The sequence below is a fragment of the Serratia sp. ME47 genome (assembly GCF_903970925.1).
In the GTDB taxonomy this organism is placed as follows: domain Bacteria; phylum Pseudomonadota; class Gammaproteobacteria; order Enterobacterales; family Enterobacteriaceae; genus Serratia; species Serratia ureilytica.
In genome coordinates this window covers 1-18107 of sequence record NZ_CAJCKE010000029.1, presented here as the reverse complement: position 1 = coordinate 18107, position 18107 = coordinate 1, and the positions used below count along the sequence as shown (strand labels likewise).

The 18107-nt window shown below is 58.4% G+C and carries 18 protein-coding genes and 1 tRNA gene; 7 read left to right on the top strand and 12 right to left on the bottom strand.

Annotated elements, in window-relative coordinates; genetic code table 11:
- Positions 1-12: 12 nt before the first annotated feature.
- The 5 genes from H7A77_RS21695 to H7A77_RS21675 form a co-directional block, all read right to left on the bottom strand.
- Entirely contained in the window at positions 13-579 is a 567-nt protein-coding gene (locus H7A77_RS21695; RefSeq protein ID WP_182074643.1) for a YtfJ family protein, read from the bottom strand.
- A gap of 20 nt (positions 580-599) precedes the next feature.
- Positions 600-1469, bottom strand: coding sequence for a hypothetical protein (locus H7A77_RS21690; RefSeq protein WP_182074631.1), 870 nt, complete (start codon positions 1467-1469; stop codon positions 600-602).
- Positions 1466-2803: a lipopolysaccharide biosynthesis protein gene (locus tag H7A77_RS21685; RefSeq protein WP_004935553.1), complete on the bottom strand. Its 1338-nt coding sequence runs from the start codon at positions 2801-2803 to the stop codon at positions 1466-1468. The genes H7A77_RS21690 and H7A77_RS21685 overlap by 4 nt, the downstream gene beginning before the upstream one ends.
- A 72-nt stretch (positions 2804-2875) precedes the next feature.
- Positions 2876-3670, bottom strand: a complete 795-nt coding sequence (locus H7A77_RS21680; RefSeq protein WP_182074630.1) for a hypothetical protein — start codon at positions 3668-3670, stop codon at positions 2876-2878.
- Positions 3671-3700: 30 nt separating this feature from the next.
- Positions 3701-4426: a lipoprotein gene (locus tag H7A77_RS21675; RefSeq protein WP_033643765.1), complete on the bottom strand. Its 726-nt coding sequence runs from the start codon at positions 4424-4426 to the stop codon at positions 3701-3703.
- Positions 4427-4794: 368 nt separating this feature from the next.
- Between H7A77_RS21675 and H7A77_RS21670 the strand changes: the two genes are divergently transcribed.
- The gene (locus H7A77_RS21670) at positions 4795-5526 is read left to right on the top strand and encodes a thymidylate kinase (RefSeq protein ID WP_151265134.1); all 732 of its coding nucleotides are present in this window, start codon (positions 4795-4797) and stop codon (positions 5524-5526) included.
- A gap of 65 nt (positions 5527-5591) precedes the next feature.
- Here H7A77_RS21670 and H7A77_RS21665 read toward each other — a convergent pair whose 3' ends face one another.
- Genes H7A77_RS21665 through H7A77_RS21650 form a run of 4 tightly spaced genes read right to left on the bottom strand, consistent with a single transcriptional unit; the run spans position 5592 to position 9693 of the window.
- Positions 5592-6764 carry an aminotransferase class I/II-fold pyridoxal phosphate-dependent enzyme gene (locus tag H7A77_RS21665; RefSeq protein WP_182074629.1) on the bottom strand — a complete coding sequence of 391 codons (1173 nt, stop codon included), beginning with the start codon at positions 6762-6764 and terminating at the stop codon, positions 5592-5594.
- Entirely contained in the window at positions 6751-7011 is a 261-nt protein-coding gene (locus tag H7A77_RS21660; RefSeq protein WP_015378483.1) for an acyl carrier protein, read from the bottom strand. The genes H7A77_RS21665 and H7A77_RS21660 overlap by 14 nt, the downstream gene beginning before the upstream one ends.
- 31 nt (positions 7012-7042) lie before the next feature.
- Positions 7043-7957 (bottom strand): NAD(P)-dependent oxidoreductase, encoded by a 915-nt coding sequence (locus tag H7A77_RS21655; protein WP_033651881.1) that lies wholly within the window; start codon positions 7955-7957, stop codon positions 7043-7045.
- Positions 7954-9693, bottom strand: coding sequence for a fatty acyl-AMP ligase (locus tag H7A77_RS21650; RefSeq protein ID WP_033643761.1), 1740 nt, complete (start codon positions 9691-9693; stop codon positions 7954-7956). Before H7A77_RS21650 ends, H7A77_RS21655 begins: the two co-directional genes overlap by 4 nt.
- 739 nt (positions 9694-10432) lie before the next feature.
- On the opposite strand from H7A77_RS21650, the gene H7A77_RS21645 reads away from it, so the two are divergent.
- From H7A77_RS21645 to H7A77_RS21635, 3 genes are all read left to right on the top strand, one after another.
- Positions 10433-11557: a DNA-binding protein gene (locus H7A77_RS21645; RefSeq protein WP_033643760.1), complete on the top strand. Its 1125-nt coding sequence runs from the start codon at positions 10433-10435 to the stop codon at positions 11555-11557.
- 206 nt (positions 11558-11763) lie between these two features.
- Entirely contained in the window at positions 11764-12129 is a 366-nt protein-coding gene (locus H7A77_RS21640) for a diacylglycerol kinase (RefSeq protein WP_033643759.1), read from the top strand.
- Positions 12130-12231: 102 nt separating this feature from the next.
- Complete coding sequence (locus H7A77_RS21635) at positions 12232-13131, top strand: LysR family transcriptional regulator (RefSeq protein ID WP_046896395.1); 900 nt, start codon at positions 12232-12234, stop codon at positions 13129-13131.
- Here H7A77_RS21635 and H7A77_RS21630 read toward each other — a convergent pair.
- A complete protein-coding gene (locus tag H7A77_RS21630) occupies positions 13106-13912 on the bottom strand; it encodes a substrate-binding domain-containing protein (RefSeq protein WP_033651878.1) in 807 nt (268 codons plus the stop codon). The genes H7A77_RS21635 and H7A77_RS21630 overlap by 26 nt on opposite strands.
- A gap of 26 nt (positions 13913-13938) precedes the next feature.
- Positions 13939-15234 (bottom strand): MFS transporter, encoded by a 1296-nt coding sequence (locus tag H7A77_RS21625; RefSeq protein WP_033643756.1) that lies wholly within the window; start codon positions 15232-15234, stop codon positions 13939-13941.
- 438 nt (positions 15235-15672) lie between these two features.
- On the opposite strand from H7A77_RS21625, the gene H7A77_RS21620 reads away from it, so the two are divergent.
- From H7A77_RS21620 to H7A77_RS21610, 3 genes are all read left to right on the top strand, one after another.
- On the top strand, positions 15673-16026 hold the full coding sequence (locus H7A77_RS21620) for a type II toxin-antitoxin system RelE/ParE family toxin (RefSeq protein ID WP_089194950.1): 354 nt from the start codon (positions 15673-15675) through the stop codon (positions 16024-16026).
- 4 nt (positions 16027-16030) lie between these two features.
- The gene (locus tag H7A77_RS21615) at positions 16031-16333 is read left to right on the top strand and encodes an XRE family transcriptional regulator (RefSeq protein ID WP_016927038.1); all 303 of its coding nucleotides are present in this window, start codon (positions 16031-16033) and stop codon (positions 16331-16333) included.
- A gap of 414 nt (positions 16334-16747) precedes the next feature.
- The gene (locus tag H7A77_RS21610; protein ID WP_182074628.1) at positions 16748-17956 is read left to right on the top strand and encodes an aldose 1-epimerase family protein; all 1209 of its coding nucleotides are present in this window, start codon (positions 16748-16750) and stop codon (positions 17954-17956) included.
- A gap of 73 nt (positions 17957-18029) precedes the next feature.
- On the opposite strand, the gene H7A77_RS21605 is transcribed toward H7A77_RS21610, so the two are convergent.
- A tRNA-Asn gene (locus H7A77_RS21605) sits at positions 18030-18105 on the bottom strand.
- Positions 18106-18107: the final 2 nt, after the last annotated feature.

The following is an 18107-nucleotide window of genomic DNA, read 5'->3' as shown; positions in this document are numbered from 1 at the left end:
GCGGCGTGCGCTTCATGGCGCCTCCCGCGCGATCAGCGCGCGCAGCAGGGCGATCACCTGGTCAACTTCCTGCGGGGTGAGTGCGCCGTCCTTCGCCCACTGCACGCGCCCGGCCTTGTCCAGCACCACGATGGTGGAGCTCTCCTCCGGCAGCCGCCAGGCCATGCGCCCCAGCCCGTCGCTGTCGACGATAAATTGCGCCCAGGGGTAATGCCGCTTGTTTTTCTCGATCTTGCCGCGCACGAAGAAGCCGGAGCCCGGTATCGCATCGTCGGTGTTGACGATGGTGGTGGGCTGGAAGCGATCGCCCGGCAGGTTCGCGTCCTTAACGGCGTTGATCAGCAACGAGTTCTTCTTTTTGGCGGAGGTGCGCCCGGCGATGTACTGGATCACCCGCACCTTGCCCGCCAGTTTTGCGCTGTTCCACGGCCGGTAGCTGAAATCGCCGTTGCGCAGCAGCAGCTCGCCGCGATCGGCGATGGCGATCGGCGCCACCGGCCGGCCATGCACGAAGTTATGCGCGGATGCCGCCAGCGGCGACAGCAGCAGCGCAAGGGCCAGCAAGCGAGGTAACGTCATCATGGCTACGGGCAATGCGCTTATCTGCCCGCCGCGATGGCCGGCTGGGAAAACGACAGGGGAAAGCGCGCCAGCAGCAGCTCCAGACGCTGGCGGATGTCGATATCCAGGATCGCCGGCCGATCATAGATATCGCCGCCGGCCAGCTTGTCCGCCACCATCACGTCATGCCGGTCACCCATCAGGCCGTTAATCGCCGCCAGGAAGCGCGAGATCTGCCGGGCCTCGCGGTTGTCGGGATCGATCGATCTCAGCGTGTCGTAGAACGAGACCTGGCGGCTGACGATTTTGCGCACGTCATGGAACTGATGCCCGGTCAGCGCCGGGGCGGCGATCAGCGTTTGCAGCTGGCGCATTTGCTCCTGACGGTAGGTGATAAAGCCCTGTGCGCTTTCCAGCCGGGTGTGGCGCAGCGCATAGCGCACGTAAGACCACACCGGCTTGCTGAGCAGCAGCCGCAGCAGGTTGCCGTACAGCGTCAGGTTCTTCTGGTTGCCGTTGCGAAACGCGTCCTGAAAATGGCCGAGCACCACGGTGGTGGTGTGGAACAGGCGGTTGGCGCGGTGGGGGGCGCCGTACAGCTGCTGGGCGAAGCGCAGGTGCTTATAGCGGGCGCGGATATATTTGTAGCGCATGCGGGCCGCCGCCGCCAACTGCGGGTCTTGCAGGAAACCGTTCACCAATTGCAGCAGCTCGCGACGGGAAAAGCCGTCTTCCCAAAACTGCAGGCACAGCGCGTAGTTGTCCCGAATGCTTTCGGGGGAGCATTCCAGATCGATCTGCTGCGGCAGGCTGATATTCGCCTCAACCAGGTCGTCCTCTTCCACCGCGACAAACAGCGCCTGGGTGGTTTCGGCGGAGAACTTTTTCCAATTATTGCTAGCGGTCATTGATTACTCTCTTTGGGCACATTCAGCCCCAACATAAAGCGATTGCGGTAGGCGCCGATCGTCGGTATCAGGGATAACAGAACGTCTAAACATTGCCCAAGTAAATAAGCGAAGGCGGCGCCCTGCACGCCGAAGGCATACGCCATCGACACCAGCAGCGCAATGTAGGCCGCCGAGGCCGTCGCCTGCGCGATCAGGAAAGCGCGCTGCTTGCCCGCCATAAACAATAAGGATTCCTGCGGGAAGCCCATCATGGAGACGATGATCGCGCCCAGCATGATTTGAATCAGGTCATAGGCTTCCAGGTATTGCTGCCCGAAGACCGCGGAAATAAGCGGCTTGCCCACCAGCAACATCAACACCGCGACGGCCAGGCCGATGCCGCCGGCCAGCAGCGAGGAGCGCAGGCCGAGCAGCCACGGGGTCTTGGTGCGCGGATCCAGGCGCATGATCTCGGGATAGAAGCTTTTCTCCAGCAGCTTGGCCGGGGTGCCCGTCGCATCGAAGAAGGTCATGGCGATCTTGAACAGCCCGGCGGCGGCCGGCCCGAGCACCACGCCCACCAGCACGGTGGTGCAGGAGTTGCGCGCGGCCCAGATGGTATGGGCGATGTTGGTGGTCCAGACGAAGTTCCAGGCACCCTCGATGCGGCGCGCGACGTTGAACAGGCGCGGCCTCAGCGCGCCGTGGATATCGCGGCGGCGCAGTTCGCGCGCAGTGAACCACCAAAACAGCGTGCCGCCGATCAGGTTCGAGGCGTACCAGGTGACGATAAAGCCGGGGAACCCCAGATCGAAATAATAGGAGATGACGCTGCCCACCGCCTGCAGGAACGGCTTGATCGCCTGCTGGATGGCGATGAGATCGAAGCGGTTGAAGGCGCGCAGCACGCCGGTCGGCGTGGACGAGGTCATCGACGGGATCAGGGTGCAGTACAGCATGGCGAGCCAGAAGCTTTCGCTGTCCAGCCCCAGGGCGTGCGACAAGAACGGCAGCATGATCATGCCGCCCAGCACGGCGATGACGCCGCTGGCGATATCTAGGCCGAAGGAGAAGGCGACGACGTCGCGGAAGCGCCCGGTATTTTGATGCTCCAGCGCCGGAGTGCCGAATTGCACCACAAACTGCCAGGTCTGGAATTTGATGAAATCGCTGACCGCTTTGGTATAGGCCTGGATCACCACCAGCACGCCGAACATTTCAGGCGACATGCCTTTACCGGCGCAGGAGAGCGCCAGCAGGCCGAGCAGCGCGCTGGCGACGCTGCCGGAGCCCAGGTAGGCGGCATTACGTAAAATGGAACGAAACGCGCCGTCGGAAAACCACCGTTTCATAGCCCAAACCAGCCGTTATCGTTGTTTTGCTGCATTTTGTGTTCCGCAGTCATGCGCTTGCCCTGTATTCGTTTAATAAACCTGAGTTTCTTTACCGGCGTTCTCGCCGGGTTGCCCGAGATCGCTCTGCGGGCGCTTCGCGGGGTTCACCACGGCGGAAATGGCGTTGAGCGCGTTGCTCAGCACCTCGTCGTAAGGGGCTCTGGCGTCCAGCTCGATGATGCGCGAGCCGTTGTATTGCAGGCGCACCATGGCGGCGATCTTGTCTTTCAGCTCTTCGTAACTGTGATCGGGCTTGCGGGAAAACGCCGTATCGACGTCGATATCCAGGCGAATGATCAGCTCCGGCCGATAGACGGCCATGCGTTGATATAAACGGCGTTCGCGTGCCGCCAGGCGGCGCAATAGCCGGCCTTTTGCGCGTTCCACGCCGATGCCGGGCCCATCGTAGTAAAAACCGGAAATTTCCGCCTGCGGGTAGCGATCGCTGATCACCAGCACGCCGCTCTGCGCCAGCCGCCGCACCTTGCGCAGGTTGGCGGCGCGCCACAGCGAAAAGCCGTACATGATCAGCGCCGCCCACAGCGCCGGCGGCCTGTTGCTCATGCGCTGGGTTTTATCGGATTTGGCCGCCAGGCGCCGCTCCAGCCACACGCCGATGAACGGCAATTTCTTGATTTTGTCGCCGTCTTCGCCGGAGATCAGCCCTAAATAGCGGCGCTCCGTGGGGCGATGCTGCTGCAGGTTTTTCACCAGATCGGCGGTCAGCGTGGACTTGCCTGTGCCGTCGCTGCCCACCACGGCAATCAGCCCGGTGATGCAGGCGGGAGAGGTATCCTGTGCGGCAGTGAGTTTATTTTTTTTCATCTGTTTCGGTACGAAAAGGTTATTTGGCGGCTAGGCATTGGCGGCCCTCAGCGATATTTTAACGGCGCGCAGCGAAGCATCGAAAATATGCTTGGCCGGCTCGCGGCCGTCCAAATCCAATATGTTAGCGCCGTTAAACGTCAGGTGCGGGATGACGGCGATCTTTTCACGCAACGCCGCCAACGAGTGATCGGGTTTGCGTGAATAGGCCGTTTGCTCGTCAATATCCAACCGAATTAATAATAAGGGCTGATAAGACGCCATCCAGTGGTACAGACGTTGTTCGCGTTTTCTCAGCCAGCGTATCCAGCGATTGCCGCCGGCGGTTTTCGCCAGCTGCGGGCCATCGAAACGAAATCCAGCCACTTCGGCCTGCGGATAACGATCGGTAATCAGCAATGCGCCGCGGCGACTTTTCTTCAGCATGCGGCGGAATTTAAAAACGCGCCAATAGGAAAGTAAAAAGATCACCAGCGCCGTGGCATTATCCGGCGGCGTAGCAGGGCGATCGTGCACGCGCTGCGATTTCTTCAGCAAATAACGCCCGAAGGGCGCGCCAATAATCGGCAGCGAACTGATCCATTCGCCGATACGCCCGGAAGACTGGCCGAGATAAAGCAGTTCGGCAGGTTCTTGCGCCGATAAGGCCTCGACCAGACTGGCGGCCAGGGTGGATTTTCCCGAGCCGTCACAGCCGGTTATCGCTATTACGCGCACGGGCGAGCGATCAGATGAAGGTCTTATCTGCTGACTCACAATAATTAATCCAATGCGAAAAAAACTATTGTATTCCAATACGCCTTGGGTTCAAGATATTTATTGTGCTTTGCCGCGATAAAATAATGGGTTCGGTATTCCTGTTTGTTATTCGAATTGATATTTATGGCGTTCGTTCTTGTTATTTTGTGCTAATTGTCCGGGCGTGAGCCGGTTTCGCTTTTTATGTTAACTTTCGGCCTGGCTCACGGCGAAAAAAGAGCAGAGGTTTTCCATTTTCGCTTAATCTTTTGTGCGGTTTGGCGCGGCGTCATGGCAATTATCTTCGCGCTGCCGTCGCGGCCGTGAGCGATATTTCGTTGCAAATAGGGCATGCCGTTTCTGGTGTATTGAAAGAGAGTCTGATTATGAATGCAAAATTTCCGCCGCTGATTGCGGTTATCGGCAGCGACGGATCGGGTAAGTCCACCGTTTGTGAACATCTGATCGAATATGTGAAACATTATGGCCCGGCGGTGCAGGTGCATCTGGGCAAACAGGCGGGCAACGTCGGGCGCGCGGCGGCGAAACTGCCGCTGCTCGGGCGCTCGGTGGGCAAGGCTATCGAAAGCAATACCAAAAAAGTCAAAACGAAGAAATCCCGCATCGGCCTGTTGCCGTCGGCGGTGATCATCGCCTTCGTGGGGCGGCGGCTGCTGCGGTTTCGCCGCATGCTGGCGTTTCGGCGGCAGGGGTATATCGTGCTGACCGACCGTTTTCCGCAGGCGCAAATCCCCGGCGCTTATGACGGCACGGTATTTCCCGTCGATGTTGAAGGCAGCCGTTTCGTCCGTTGGCTGGCGGCGCGGGAGCGGGCGGCGTTTCAGTGGATGGCGAAGCAAAAACCGGATCTGGTGCTCAAGCTGAATGTCAGTCTGGACGTGGCCTGCGCCCGTAAACCCGATCACCGCAAAGCGGCGCTGGAGAAGAAGATCGCCGTCACGCCGTTATTGACCTTCGAAGGCGCCGACATCGTGGATCTCGATGCCGATCGGCCGATCGAGGAGGTGCTTTCGGCGGCGGAAAAAGCCATCGCGGAATTTATGGCGGTGCAGGGGTATCGCTATTCGGCTGATGGGGCATCACCGGCTGCGCGCTGAGGCGCAGCGATTCGGCAGGGCGGCGATACCATTTTGGCACCGCCGCCCTGCCGAGAGGGGAGGCTTTATTTTTTCAGCGCCGCAAAGGCGCGCACGATGGTGTCTATCTCTTCATCGCTGTGCGCGGCATTGACGCTGCAGCGCAGCAGGGTGACGCCCGCCGGCGCGGCCGGCGGCAGCACCAAATTCACATACACGCCGTGGGCGATCAGCTCACGCCAGAAACGCAGGCCGTCCTCCTTCGAACCGATCATCACCGGCACTACCGGGCTGATGCGCGGCCCCAGGGTATAGCCCAGCTCGGCGAGGCCGTGATACAGGCGGTGCGCGTTGCTCCACAGTTTTTCCCGCAGCTCGGGTTGGCGCGCGATTTTTTGCAGCGCCGTGCGCACCGACGCGATGCTGGACGGCGACGGCGAAGCGGTAAAGATATACGGCCGGCTGCTGTAGCGCAGCACGTCCATCCCCTTGCCGCCGACGGCGAAACCGCCGATCGAAGCCAGGCTTTTGCTGAAGGTGCCCATGATGATATCCACGTCTTGCTCGACGCCCAGCGCTTCGGCCAGGCCGCGGCCGTGTTCGCCCATCACGCCGAAGGAATGCGCTTCGTCGACCAGCAGATACCCGCCGAGCCGCCGCTTGATATCGACGATTTCCACCAGCGGGGCGACGTCGCCCAGCATGCTGTAGATGCCTTCCACGATAATGAGCGCCTCGCGGGCGCGTTCGCCCAGGCGCACCATGCGGCGCTCCAGATCGGCGGCGTCATTGTGGCGAAAGCGAATAATCTCCGCGCCGCCGAGGGCGCAGGCGTCGTAAATGCTCGCGTGGCTGTCCGCGTCGATCAACACCACGGATCCCGGCCCCGCCAGCGTGCTGATGACGCCCAGGTTGGCGGTGTAGCCGGTGGAGAACACGATGGCGCTCGGGCGATCGAAGAATGCCGCCAGCTCCCGTTCGAGCGCCAGGTGCGCTCCGTAGCTGCCGTTCGCCATGCGCGAGCCGGTGGTGCCGGTGCCGAGTGCGGCCAGGGCCGATTGGCCGGCGGCGATCGCCTGCGCATCGAACGTCAGGCCAAGGTAGTTATTGGTGCCGGCGAGGACAATCTTTTGATCGCCGATGCGCCCCTGAGTGGCGGAATAGACTTCGTCGATGCAGGTACCGAACGGATTCAGGCCGGAGGTTTGAAACTGTTCGCGGTCGCCCGCGAGCCGCGCAAACTTATCATACAGTCCCATGGTTTTTCTCCAGATAAGGGCGCAGCGCGTCAAGCAGTTGCTCAGGCGTTCTGACATCAAGCAATATATTGATCGGAATGGAGATATCTAATTCATCTTCCAGCATCATCAGCAGATCCAAGACTCTGATGGATTCCAGGCCAAGATCATTGACGAGATCGCTATCAGGTTTTATTTCCACTCCGCCTTCGACGATACCTTGCAAACACGTCAGGATATAATCCATTACAGCATCGCGATTTAGCATAAGAACGTTGACACACCTCTACTTGGAATAATTAAAACAGCCCTTCACGCAGCGCGCGTTCCAAACTCACCTGTGGAAACCAATTAATCTGTTGCGACAGCGCTTGATTGTTGGCGGACCAGTCTTGATGGGTTAATTCGCGTATTTTGCTGCGCGTCAGCATCGGCTCCTGTTTTATCAGGCGGTTCCACACCACGCTGATATCCGCCAGGGCTTTCAGCAGCGGCAGCGGAATACCCACCAGCCGCACCGGCCCGTGACGCACGGCGGCGCCGATGTCCCGCAGGCGCAGCCAGTCATAGCCTTCGGCCACGCCGTCGCACAGTTCGTAAATATTCGGCTGCGCGGGCTGCGCCAATAACCATTGGCCGACCGCCTTCGCCAAATCGCTCACGTGCAGAAAAGAGAGTCTGGCGTCAGGCGCGCCCAGCCGGGGCAGCACGCCGCGCAGCAGGCCGTTGAACAGCGGTTTCAGCTCTTTATCGCCCGGCCCGTAAACCGCCGTCGGGCGGAAAATCCCCAGCGCGATCTCGCCCGAGGCGGCGATCAACTGCTGCTCGGCGGCCTGTTTTGAATGGGCGTACCAGGACAGTGCCGGATGGCGCGCCGCCAGCGACGACATGAACAAGAAACGATTGCAGCGGCCGTTTTGCCTGGCCGCCTGCATCAGGTTCAGGCTGCCGGTCACGTTGCAGCGGGTGAACACCGCTTCCGCATGCCCGCGCACCTGGCCCGCACAGTGCACGACGCACTCGGCGCCGCGCACCAGTTCGGTGAGCGAAGGCCGATCTTCCAGCGCGCCGGGGATCCACTGCAGGTTGTCCGCGGCGGCTTTGTCGGCTTGCCGCGTCAGGGCGCGCACGCTAAACCCCTGCGCCAGCAGTTCCCGGACGATATGCCGGCCGATAAAGCCGGTCGCGCCCGTCACCGCCACGGTGCCGCTCATTGCGCGAAACCGGCCAACTGCGGCATTTGCGGGTAGAGCGAAGCGCTCAGCCAGCGTTTCTTGGCTTCGGCGCGGGCGGGTTTGCCCGACGACGTGCGGGGAATGCTGTGCGGCGGCAGCAGCTCGATGTCCACCGCGATGCCGAATTCGCTTTGAATGCGCGCGCTCAGGGAATGCACGATCTGCTCCCGGCGCTCTTCCGAACTGACTCGGCATTGGATCTGCAAAATGATCCTGGCCGCTTCGTCGTGTTCTTCGGTCACGAAGGCGATCGCATCGCCGGAACGGATTTCCGGTTCGGATTCCGCGACGTACTCGATATCCTGCGGCCAGATATTGCGGCCGCGAATGATGATCAAATCCTTCTTGCGGCCGGTGACGTACAGATAGCCGTCCAGCAGGTAGCCCAGATCGCCGGTATCCATCCAGCCGGTCACCTGAATTTGCTGCTGGGACTCAGCATCGCAGAAATAGCCGTTCATCAGGCTCGGGCCGGAAATTGTGATATGGCCGACCTGGCGCTCCGGCAGCGGTTGCCCGGTTTCGCTGCGGATCTCGATGCGGTGGCCAGGCAGCGCACGGCCGCAGTTGACGAAGGTCGAGACGGCGCGGGTTTTTTTGCCCGGCGCGACCGCTTTACCCTCGTACTCCAAAATATCGCGGTCGACCGCGTTGGTTTGCGGGCCGGAGCAAGGATCGGAAAAGCTCACCGCCAGGGTGTTCTCGGCCAGCCCGTAGCACGGCATGAAGGCCTTGCTGTCGAAGTTGATGCTGCTGAAGTGTTCGCCAAACTGGCTGAGCAGCTCGGCCGGGATCGGCTCGGCGCCCACGCCGGCGACCCGCCAACTGGAGAGATCCAGATCGGCCAGCTCTTTGGCGTTGCTGCGGCGCAGACACAGATCGTAGCCGAACGGCGGGGCGACGGACACCGTGCCGCGATTCTTGGCGATCAGTTTCAGCCACTGCATCGGGCGCATGGCGAAATCTTGCGTGCGCAGATAATCGACGGACAGCTGGGTCGCCACCGGCGTCAGCAGGAAACCGACCAGGCCCATATCGTGATAGAAGGGCAGCCACGACACGCAGCGATCGCCCGCGCGCAGCTTGATGCCGTCGCGACTGATCGCATTCAGGTTCGCCATCGCCGCCCGCTGGGTGATGATCACGCCGCGCGGGAAGCGGGTGCTGCCCGAAGTGTATTGGAGATAGGCGATATCGTCGGGCGAAGGCGCCGGCAGCGCGATCTCCGGCTCCGGCAATGCGTTGAAATCCGCGTCGCTGAGGATGTGCATCGCTGACGCGTTTTCCGTGGCGGAGGCGATGAGCGGCGTCCACTCTTCGCTGCTGATAATAGCCGCCGGGTTGCAGCTGGCGATCAGCCCTTTCAGTTTGGCGGTGTAGGAGTCGCGCTGGCCCACGCCCATCGGGATCGCCAACGGCACCGCCACCAGGCCGGCATATTGGCAAGCGAAAAAGGCTTCGACGAACCCCGCGCTGGTTTCGGCGATAAGCGCCACGCGATCGCCTTTCTTGAGCTTCAGGGACAATAAACGCCGCGCGCCCGAGATCGCTTTTTGCTGCAGCGTGCGATAATCGAGAACGGTCACGAGTTGATTGCGCCGATCGTAAAAATTCATTCCCGTATTACCGAGCGCCGCGTAATCCAACGCGTCCACTAAAGTGGGGAAGTCCGCATAGCGCATGGGAAGAGAATGAACGGAACTTGTTTCAGACATAGACAAACTTAGCCATAGATTAAAAATCACCAAAAGAGTTAAATCACTCTTGGCGAGGTAATTGATGTTTTACTATGAATAGGTTTTGAATAAGTTTGTTATTCAACCATCTTCATTCCGCGAATTGCGTATATTGCCGTACTTGAGCGGCACGCCGGTTATTAACCCGGTAGCGCGTGAGCGGCCTGCATTATCAGCCTTGAGCGGCGACCTGGAGATATACGAGAGGTGATTGTAATACCCGAGGTTCGCCGTTCTTTAGTCTGCATCTGTCGGGCAGGAAATACCTGTCTGCTCATAGGTTATGACCTCATGCATGGCTATCTTCGAACTTAAACACTTCCTAAACAGTATGCCGCAAGAAATCAAAAAGTGAATGCCTCATTTAAGTTGATTCTTAAAAAGAGCATTAAGTGGTAAAAATGGCGGCGCGCCACCTGATTAAAGTCGGTACACTTAAAGCGGCGGGTTTCTTTCGCCCAAATAGCACTAAATAATAAAAGAGCACGCATAGCGTAGCATGTCAGCGCCGCTTTGGGCTTTCCTTTTTTTGTTTAATCACGCCGCCTCAGTGCGCGTGATAGGCAAATTATGCGCTGGTTCATAGGGGGAAATATTCGGTTTTTCTTATCGTTGAACCGGAGGCGATACACAATCCAATAAAAGAGAACAGCATAAAAAATGCTAAAGGCGTTGTCGCGCTCATATTTAATTATTTTATTAAAACGTAAGGCTATTTATGATCCGTATTGAGAAAGTTCTGGATAAACGCGAACTTAAAGAATTTATTGCTTTCCCTTCGTTACTGTTTCGTGATGACCCGAACTGGATTGAGCCGCTGTATTTAGAGCGCGAAGAGCACCTGTCAAAGAAGAATCCCGGCACCGATCATATCGAATGGCAGGCGTGGGTGGCGAAAAAGCAGGGGAAGGTCGTCGGGCGCATCACCGCGCAAATCGATTCTCTGCACCGGGCGCTGCACGGAGAAGATTCCGGTCACTTCGGCATGATCGACGCCGTTGACGATCCCGCCGTGTTCAGCGCGTTATTCACGGCGGCGGAGGAGTGGTTGCGGTCCAAGGGCACGCGGAAAATCACCGGGCCGTTCAGCCTCAATATCAATCAGGAAAGCGGCCTGCTGGTCGAAGGGTTCGACACGCCGCCGTCGGCCCTGATGACCCATGCCAAACCTTACTACGCGGCCCAGATAGCGCAGCAAGGGTATAGCGAAGGGATTGATTTGCTTGCTTATTGGATGAAAAGAACCGACCTGCATTTTTCGCCGTCGCTGACCCGGATGATGGATCAGGTGCGCAAAAAGGTGACCGTTCGCCGCCTCAACCGCAAGCGCTTTCGCGAGGAGATGCAGGTGCTGCGCGAGGTGTTCAACTCGGGGTGGCAGCATAACTGGGGGTTTGTTCCGTTCACCGAGCATGAGTTCGCCACCATGGGGGATCAGCTGAAGTTCCTGGTGCCCGACGATATGATCCATATCGCCGAGGTGGATGGCGCGCCCTGCGCCTTTATCGTCGGGTTGCCGAACATTAATGAGGCGATTGCCGATCTGCAGGGGCGGTTATTGCCGTTCGGTTGGGCGAAGTTATTGTGGCGGCTGAAAGTCAGCGGCGTTCGCACCGCGCGCGTGCCGCTGATGGGCGTTCGCCAGGAATATCAATTCAGCCGCATCGGGCCGATTATTGCATTGCTGTTGATTGAGGCGCTGCGCGAGCCGTTCGCCAAGCGCAATATCGACGCGTTGGAAATGTCCTGGATCCTGGAAACCAATACCGGCATGCGGACGATTTTAGAACGTATCGGCGCGGTGCCTTATAAGCGCTACCGTTTGTACGAAAAGACGCTTTAATCGACTGATATCGCATCGCCTTTTAACGCCATCAGGATAATAAGCGCATTGCGTGCGGCGCCGTTCGTTTTGGGGGACTGAGCGTGAGTGAAAGCATTGTCCCCAGAGTGGAACGGTTAAGGCCGTTAATTAATAAACCCGAGATAAATTCACGGCGCGTGATTTATTGAACCGCGATCGCCGTGATGCTGAAGAGAGCAGAATGCATGCCTGTGGAAAAGAAAAAGGGAATAAGCCGATTAACCTACAGCATAAGGAACTCCTGGGCCGGCTTTATTGACGCCGCGCTGACCGAAAATGCGTTTCGTGAATTATTGGTTATTAACGCCATTTTACTGGTTGTTACATTTACTCTGGATATTACAAAAATGGAGCGGTTGTTATTAATCGCCTGCAGTTTCCTGCTGCTGGTGGTTGAGCTGCTTAATACGGCGATTGAAACCGTGGTCGATCGCATTTCGCTGGCGTTGCATCCGTTATCCAAACGCGCCAAAGATCTGGGCGGCGCAGCGCAGCTGGTGGCGGTGATAATGACCATCATTATTTGGGGGACGGTGCTGCTGGGAGGATAACGGCGAGGCGCGCTCCGGCGTTAAACCGGTTGCTGCGGCTAAATAAGCGGCTATTATCGTTGCTTTACGCCTTTGGCGCCATGGTAAGGATAGGTTGCCGTTATGCCCGTGAATTTTGATCTCAACGATCTTTATGCGTTTCGCGCGCTGGTGGAGTACGGCAATTTTCGGCTGGCCGCAGAGTCCATCTGCCTGTCGCAGTCGGCATTGAGCCGCAGGATTGAGAAGCTGGAAAACGCGCTGGGCATCAAACTGTTCGATCGCACCACCCGGCGCGTGACCTTGACGCTGTACGGGCAGGCCTTCGCCGAACGTTCGGAGCAGCTGCTGATGAACGTCGAAGCGGTGATGGCCGATATCGATAAGGTCAGCCAGGAGCGGGTGGGGCTGGTCACCGTCGCCACGGTGCCGTCGGCGGCCTACTATTTCATGCCCGACGTGATACGCCGTTTCCGGCTTCGCTATCCGCGCGTGCGCGTTAAGCTGATTGACGGCAGCGCAGGCAATGTAATCGAGGCGGTCACCGGCGGCCAGGCCGATTTCGGCATCTGTTTCGCCGGGCGGCTGCAGCCTAATCTTGAGTTTGTGCCGTTGGTGGGGGACGTCTACGTGGCCGCCTGCCGGCGCGACCATCCGCTCGCCGGTAAAAAGAGCCTCACCTGGCGGGAGTTTTATCAGCAGGATTACGTGTCGCTGGATAAAACCTCCGGCAATCGCAATCTGCTCGATCAGCGCCTGGAACACCTCGTGCCGGAACGCCCCAGCGTGTGTGAAACTCGCCATGTGACGACCATGCTGGGCATGGTTGAGGCGGGCATCGGCATTGCCGCCGTGCCCGCCATGTCGATGCCCGCTTCAGAGCACTCGGTGTTGACGTCGGTGCCGCTGGTCGATCCGGTGGTGAAACGCACCGTAGGCCTCATCAGACGCGGCGGCCGCATGCAGTCTTTCGTCGCCGCCGAGCTGGAAAAGCTGATTACTGAACAGTATCACTCTGCCTGACCGGCTGCGGCGCCGGCACGGTTCGCATGCCGGTCGCGCGAATGGTCGGCTGGGCCTGAGAGGAGGCGAGGAAGTCCAGCAGCGCTTTGCCTTCGCGGCGATGTTCCGCCTTGGCGGTTACCGCGCCCGCGAAGCGGGTGATGTACTGCACGTTTTCAGGCAGCTCGCCGATAAAGGTCACGCCCGCCACGGGCAGCAATTCGCTGACCTGCTGGAAACCCAGCGCGTATTTCCCCTGCGCCACTTCAGAGGCCACCGGGATGCGCTCAACCTTATGCGCTTTCCCTTTCACCTGTTCCTCGATGCCCAGCTTTTTGAACAGTTGGCCGCTGACATAGCGGCCGCTGGCGCTGTCGGAATAGGCGAAAGAGTCCGCCTGCAGCAAGATATTGCGCAGGTCGGCATCCGTTTTTATCACCGGCTTGGGCGCGCCCTGTTTAACCACCATGCCGATCGGCGAATCGGCCAGCTCCACGCGCGAACCCGGCTGGGTCCAGCGCTCTTTTTCCAGTTGGGTGAGCGCGTCGCCCACCATGATCAGCACATCGGCTTGCTCTCCGCGCGCCAGCCGCGCGGGGATCGCCTGCGGCGTTTTGCCCATCGAGGGGCCGGACACCAGAATGATTTTGTCGCCGCTTTGGGCTTCATACTCCGGGGCCAGCTTCTCCAGCGCGGCTTTGAAGCCGCCGGAGATCATGACGGTCACGTCTTTGGCCAGCGCCGCCGTACTGCAGGAGGCGCACACCAGCGCGGCGAGGATCGAACGAGTGAGTTTTTGCATGGCATCATTCCTTTTGAGATGGCGGCTTAGCGCGCGGTTTGCAGCGGCATGGCGATGCGGCGATACATATACAGCGTCGCCAGCAGGGCGCACAGCGCGGCGAAGCTCATCCAGTAGCCCGGTGAAGCCTTGTCGCCGGTGTATTCGATCAACGCTGTGGAGACTACCGGCGTAAAGCCGCCGAACACCGCCGTCGCCAGGCTGTAGGCCAGCGAGAACCCGGCCACCCGCACTTCCGTTGGCATGATCTCCGTCAAGGCCGGGATCATGGCGCCGTTGTAGAGGCCGTAAATGAAGGACAGCCACAGCAGCACGGCCAGCATCATGCTGAAGCTGGGCGCGGCGGCGAGCAGGCTCAGCGCCGGGTAGGCGGTGGCCAACGTCAGCAACGTCATGGCGACCAGCACCGGTTTGCGGCCGAAACGGTCCGACAGCGCGCCGCCGATGGGCAGCCAGATGAAGTTGGAGATCGCCACCAGCAGGGTGACCAGCAAGCTGTCGGAAGCGCTGAGCAGCAGCACCTTTTTGCCGAAGGTCGGCGCATAGACGGTGATGAGGTAAAACGCGGTGGTGGTCATGGCGACCATCAGCATGCCGGCGATCACCACCGGCCAGTTTTTCAGCAGGGTTTTAAACACGTCGCGCATCGCCAGGTGGTGACGGCGAGCGGTAAATTCCTGCGTCTCTTCCAGCTTGCGGCGCAGGAAGAAGATAAAGGGAACGATCAGGCAGCCGAACAGGAAAGGCAGGCGCCAGCCCCATTCGCGAATGGCGCTTTCTTCCAGCGCCGCATTGAGCGCGAAGCCCATGGCCGCCGCCACCATGATAGCCACCTGCTGGCTGCCGGACTGCCAGCTGGTGTAGAAGCCTTTACGGCCCGGCGTGGCGATTTCAGCCAGATAGACGGACACGCCGCCCAGCTCTGCGCCCGCCGAGAAGCCTTGCAACAGACGCCCGCACAGCACCAGCAGCGGCGCCCAAAGCCCGATGCTTTGGTAAGAGGGGATCAACACGATCAGGAAGGTGCCCGCGGCCATGATCGACAGGGTCACGATCAACCCTTTGCGGCGGCCGACTTTATCGATGTAAGCGCCCAGCACGATGGCGCCGATCGGGCGCATCAGAAAACCTGCGCCGAATACCGCGAAGGTCATCATCAGCGAGGCGAACTCGCTGCTGGCCGGGAAAAAGGTGTGTGCGATGTAGGTAGCGTAAAAGCCGAACAGGAAAAAATCGAACTGCTCTAAAAAGTTGCCGGAGGTGACGCGCAGTATCGCGCCGGTTCTGGCCCGGGTGGTCATGGGTGAGGTAGAGGAATGCATCTTTATCTCCAGTTTGTTATTGGCGCTTGACGCCGCGCCTGTTGCTGAAGACTCGCTCAGGAAAATAAAGTAAATAAGCGCAATAAACTCATGGCGCGATGCGTTTGACGCATCAATCGGCGTTAACAATGTTGCCTAACCCGATGTAACGTGGCGTTAACAAGTTTGTCGCTCATCGCCCGCTGCGCAGAACGCCGAAAACGTTATGCGCTTTTTGTGACAGGGTTCATAAAGGGGCGGCGGGGGAGCGCCCCGTGCCTCTGAACGATTGTTCGATACCGTGCGTAAAAAGGTGAATGCCTCGCACTGCGTTTGCAAAATACGTGGATGTACGTTCAGCCTTGCAGTCACCACGCATGCCTTTGCATGCTATCCCAGCGCCTCTCTGCTATAGCTTTACATCTATATAGTTACTGGTCTATATTTTAGGGAGGTCCCGTGTGGGAAATTAAAACAACGGATGCATTTGATCATTGGTTCAGATCGCTCAGCGATGCCGATCGGGCCGGCGTACTTGCCGCATTGATGGTCCTGCGGGAAAAGGGGCCGGGGCTGCCCAGACCCTATGCCGATACGGTTAAAGGCTCACGTTACAGCAATATGAAAGAGTTGCGCATTCAGTGCCGAGGCGAACCGTTGCGGGCATTCTTCGCTTTCGATCCGTACCGTATTGGCATTGTGCTTTGCGCGGGCAATAAAGCCGGTAATGAAAAGCGTTTTTACGATCGGATGATCCAGGTTGCCGATCGGGAATTCACGAACTGGCTGAACACATTAAACGAGAAGGAGTGACGCGATGGGCAGAACGTTGGAACAGCTTATTGCGGATGAAAAGCCCGAGGTCGTGGCCAAAGCGCAGGCGCTGGCGGCGGACATCATGCTGAACATTCACCTTGCCGAGCTGCGTGAAAAAGTACAGAAAACGCAGGTTGAAATGGCGCAGGCGCTGGGGATCAGGCAGCCGACCGTTGCCGTGATGGAAAAACCGGGCCGCGATCTGAAACTGTCTTCGCTTAAACGCTATGTTGAGGCGGCCGGCGGCAAACTGCGCCTGGACATTGAACTGCCGGACGGCTCTCACTACGAGTTTGTACTGTAAGCGCTAACGGCAGAAAGGCACAAAGCCCGCTCAGATTCCCCGGTGCGGGCTTTGTGCTTTGACACAAGCAGGCGGCCGTGAAAGCAACGAGGCTCAAGACGGGCAGGCTGTCTGAGCGCTTTCGTTTGGGCCGGATAGCGTTAAACAAGCCACCCGCACTCCCTTCGCGATGTCTTGCTTGCCCGTAACTGTCTTTTTGCTCCTTAGCTGAAACGATACAAATTATGTTGATAAACAGCTCGTTTCATGTGCAAAAACTCAACGTCTTTCATTAAAACTGCGATGAAATTCGTATTTTTATCGCGCTATTTCGTCAAATACTCACCCGGTGAAGCTCATCACATTTCTTTAACCTGCTTAACAGTAGATTTTCCTTGTTTATAAAAAAATCGATTCAGCTAAAGGGGAAGGGAAATGAAAAAGACATGGGTTATGGCGGTGTTTTCGGCCCTGATTTCAGGGCAGGCGGCGGCGCAGAGTTGGGTGCTGACCAGCGCTGAAGATGGCGTGGAGAAAGGAAACTGGAAGATTTCGAGTGAGGCGCTGAAGGTGAAGGATAAAACGTTCAGCATTGAGCAGAAAGTGTTGCACGGCGGCAAGCAAGAAGGCAGCAAAGTCGTCATTATCCGCAGCGAGGATGGCCTGACCATCATGCTGAGTCCCACCCGCGGCATGAACCTCCTGCGGGCAGAAGGATTTGGCGCGAAAATGGGATGGGATTCCCCGGTCAAAGAGGTGGTCAACCCCGCCTTTATCAACCTGGAAAGCCGCAATGGGCTCGGCTGGCTGGAAGGTTTCAATGAGATGATGGTGCGTTGTGGCTATGAGTGGACCGGGCATCCGGTGACCGACGCAGGACAAATTTACACGTTGCACGGCAAAGCGGGCAATACGCCGGCCTCGCGGGTTGAGGTTGAGGTAGCGGATACGGCGCCGTATGAAATTCGTATTCGCGGCCTGATCAAAGAGAGCACATTCAAAAAAGCCGATCTGCAAACCCTGACCGAATTGCGCTATGTGCCTGGCAGCAACAGTTTCAGCCTGCATGATGTGTTAACCAACCGGGCGGATTATCCCCATGACTACCAGATTATTTATCACAGCAATTTCGGCGCGCCGATTCTGGAAAATGGTGCCCGCTTCCTGGCGCCGATCGCCAGCATCAGCCCGTTTAACGACTATGCCAAAGCCGGGCTGAAGACCTGGGGAACCTATGCCGGCCCAACCAAAGGGTTCGATGAAATGGTCTTTAACATTAAGCCATTATCGAATCCGAATCATCAAACGCTGGCGGCGCTGGTCAATAACGCGGGCGACAAAGGGGTGGCGATTCAGTTCGATACCCGCCAATTACCCGTCCTGACGCTGTGGAAGAATACCGATACGTTAAAACAGGGGTATGTGACGGGGATTGAGCCGGGCACCAGCTATGCCTACCCGGTCACTATTGAGCGCGAACAAAAACGCGTTAAGCAGCTGCAGCCTGGCGCCAGTGCGCAGTTTGATCTGACCTATACCTTGCTGCACAGCAAAGCGCAGGTGGCGGATCTGGAGAAGAAGATTGCGGATATTCAGGGCAAGGTAAAAATTGAAGAGAATGACGCGCCGATAGCCAAGGAGTAACGCTGCCTGTCGACGCATTCAGCGTTAAAGCAAAAAGCCCGCTTAAGTTTCCTTAAGCGGGCTTCTCTAAATATGGCTCCTCTGACTGGACTCGAACCAGTGACATACGGATTAACAGTCCGCCGTTCTACCGACTGAACTACAGAGGAAT

Bases quoted from the DNA above. Each gene is read 5' to 3' on its own strand.
- H7A77_RS21695 (WP_182074643.1), bottom strand. From the start codon at position 579: ATGACGTTACCTCGCTTGCTGGCCCTTGCGCTGCTGCTGTCGCCGCTG.
- H7A77_RS21690 (WP_182074631.1), bottom strand. From the start codon at position 1,469: ATGACCGCTAGCAATAATTGGAAAAAGTTCTCCGCCGAAACCACCCAG.
- H7A77_RS21685 (WP_004935553.1), bottom strand. From the start codon at position 2,803: ATGAAACGGTGGTTTTCCGACGGCGCGTTTCGTTCCATTTTACGTAAT.
- H7A77_RS21680 (WP_182074630.1), bottom strand. From the start codon at position 3,670: ATGAAAAAAAATAAACTCACTGCCGCACAGGATACCTCTCCCGCCTGC.
- H7A77_RS21670 (WP_151265134.1), top strand. From the start codon at position 4,795: ATGAATGCAAAATTTCCGCCGCTGATTGCGGTTATCGGCAGCGACGGA.
- H7A77_RS21665 (WP_182074629.1), bottom strand. From the start codon at position 6,764: ATGGGACTGTATGATAAGTTTGCGCGGCTCGCGGGCGACCGCGAACAG.
- H7A77_RS21660 (WP_015378483.1), bottom strand. From the start codon at position 7,011: ATGCTAAATCGCGATGCTGTAATGGATTATATCCTGACGTGTTTGCAA.
- H7A77_RS21655 (WP_033651881.1), bottom strand. From the start codon at position 7,957: ATGAGCGGCACCGTGGCGGTGACGGGCGCGACCGGCTTTATCGGCCGG.
- H7A77_RS21650 (WP_033643761.1), bottom strand. From the start codon at position 9,693: ATGTCTGAAACAAGTTCCGTTCATTCTCTTCCCATGCGCTATGCGGAC.
- H7A77_RS21645 (WP_033643760.1), top strand. From the start codon at position 10,433: ATGATCCGTATTGAGAAAGTTCTGGATAAACGCGAACTTAAAGAATTT.
- H7A77_RS21640 (WP_033643759.1), top strand. From the start codon at position 11,764: ATGCCTGTGGAAAAGAAAAAGGGAATAAGCCGATTAACCTACAGCATA.
- H7A77_RS21635 (WP_046896395.1), top strand. From the start codon at position 12,232: ATGCCCGTGAATTTTGATCTCAACGATCTTTATGCGTTTCGCGCGCTG.
- H7A77_RS21630 (WP_033651878.1), bottom strand. From the start codon at position 13,912: ATGCAAAAACTCACTCGTTCGATCCTCGCCGCGCTGGTGTGCGCCTCC.
- H7A77_RS21625 (WP_033643756.1), bottom strand. From the start codon at position 15,234: ATGCATTCCTCTACCTCACCCATGACCACCCGGGCCAGAACCGGCGCG.
- H7A77_RS21615 (WP_016927038.1), top strand. From the start codon at position 16,031: ATGGGCAGAACGTTGGAACAGCTTATTGCGGATGAAAAGCCCGAGGTC.
- H7A77_RS21610 (WP_182074628.1), top strand. From the start codon at position 16,748: ATGAAAAAGACATGGGTTATGGCGGTGTTTTCGGCCCTGATTTCAGGG.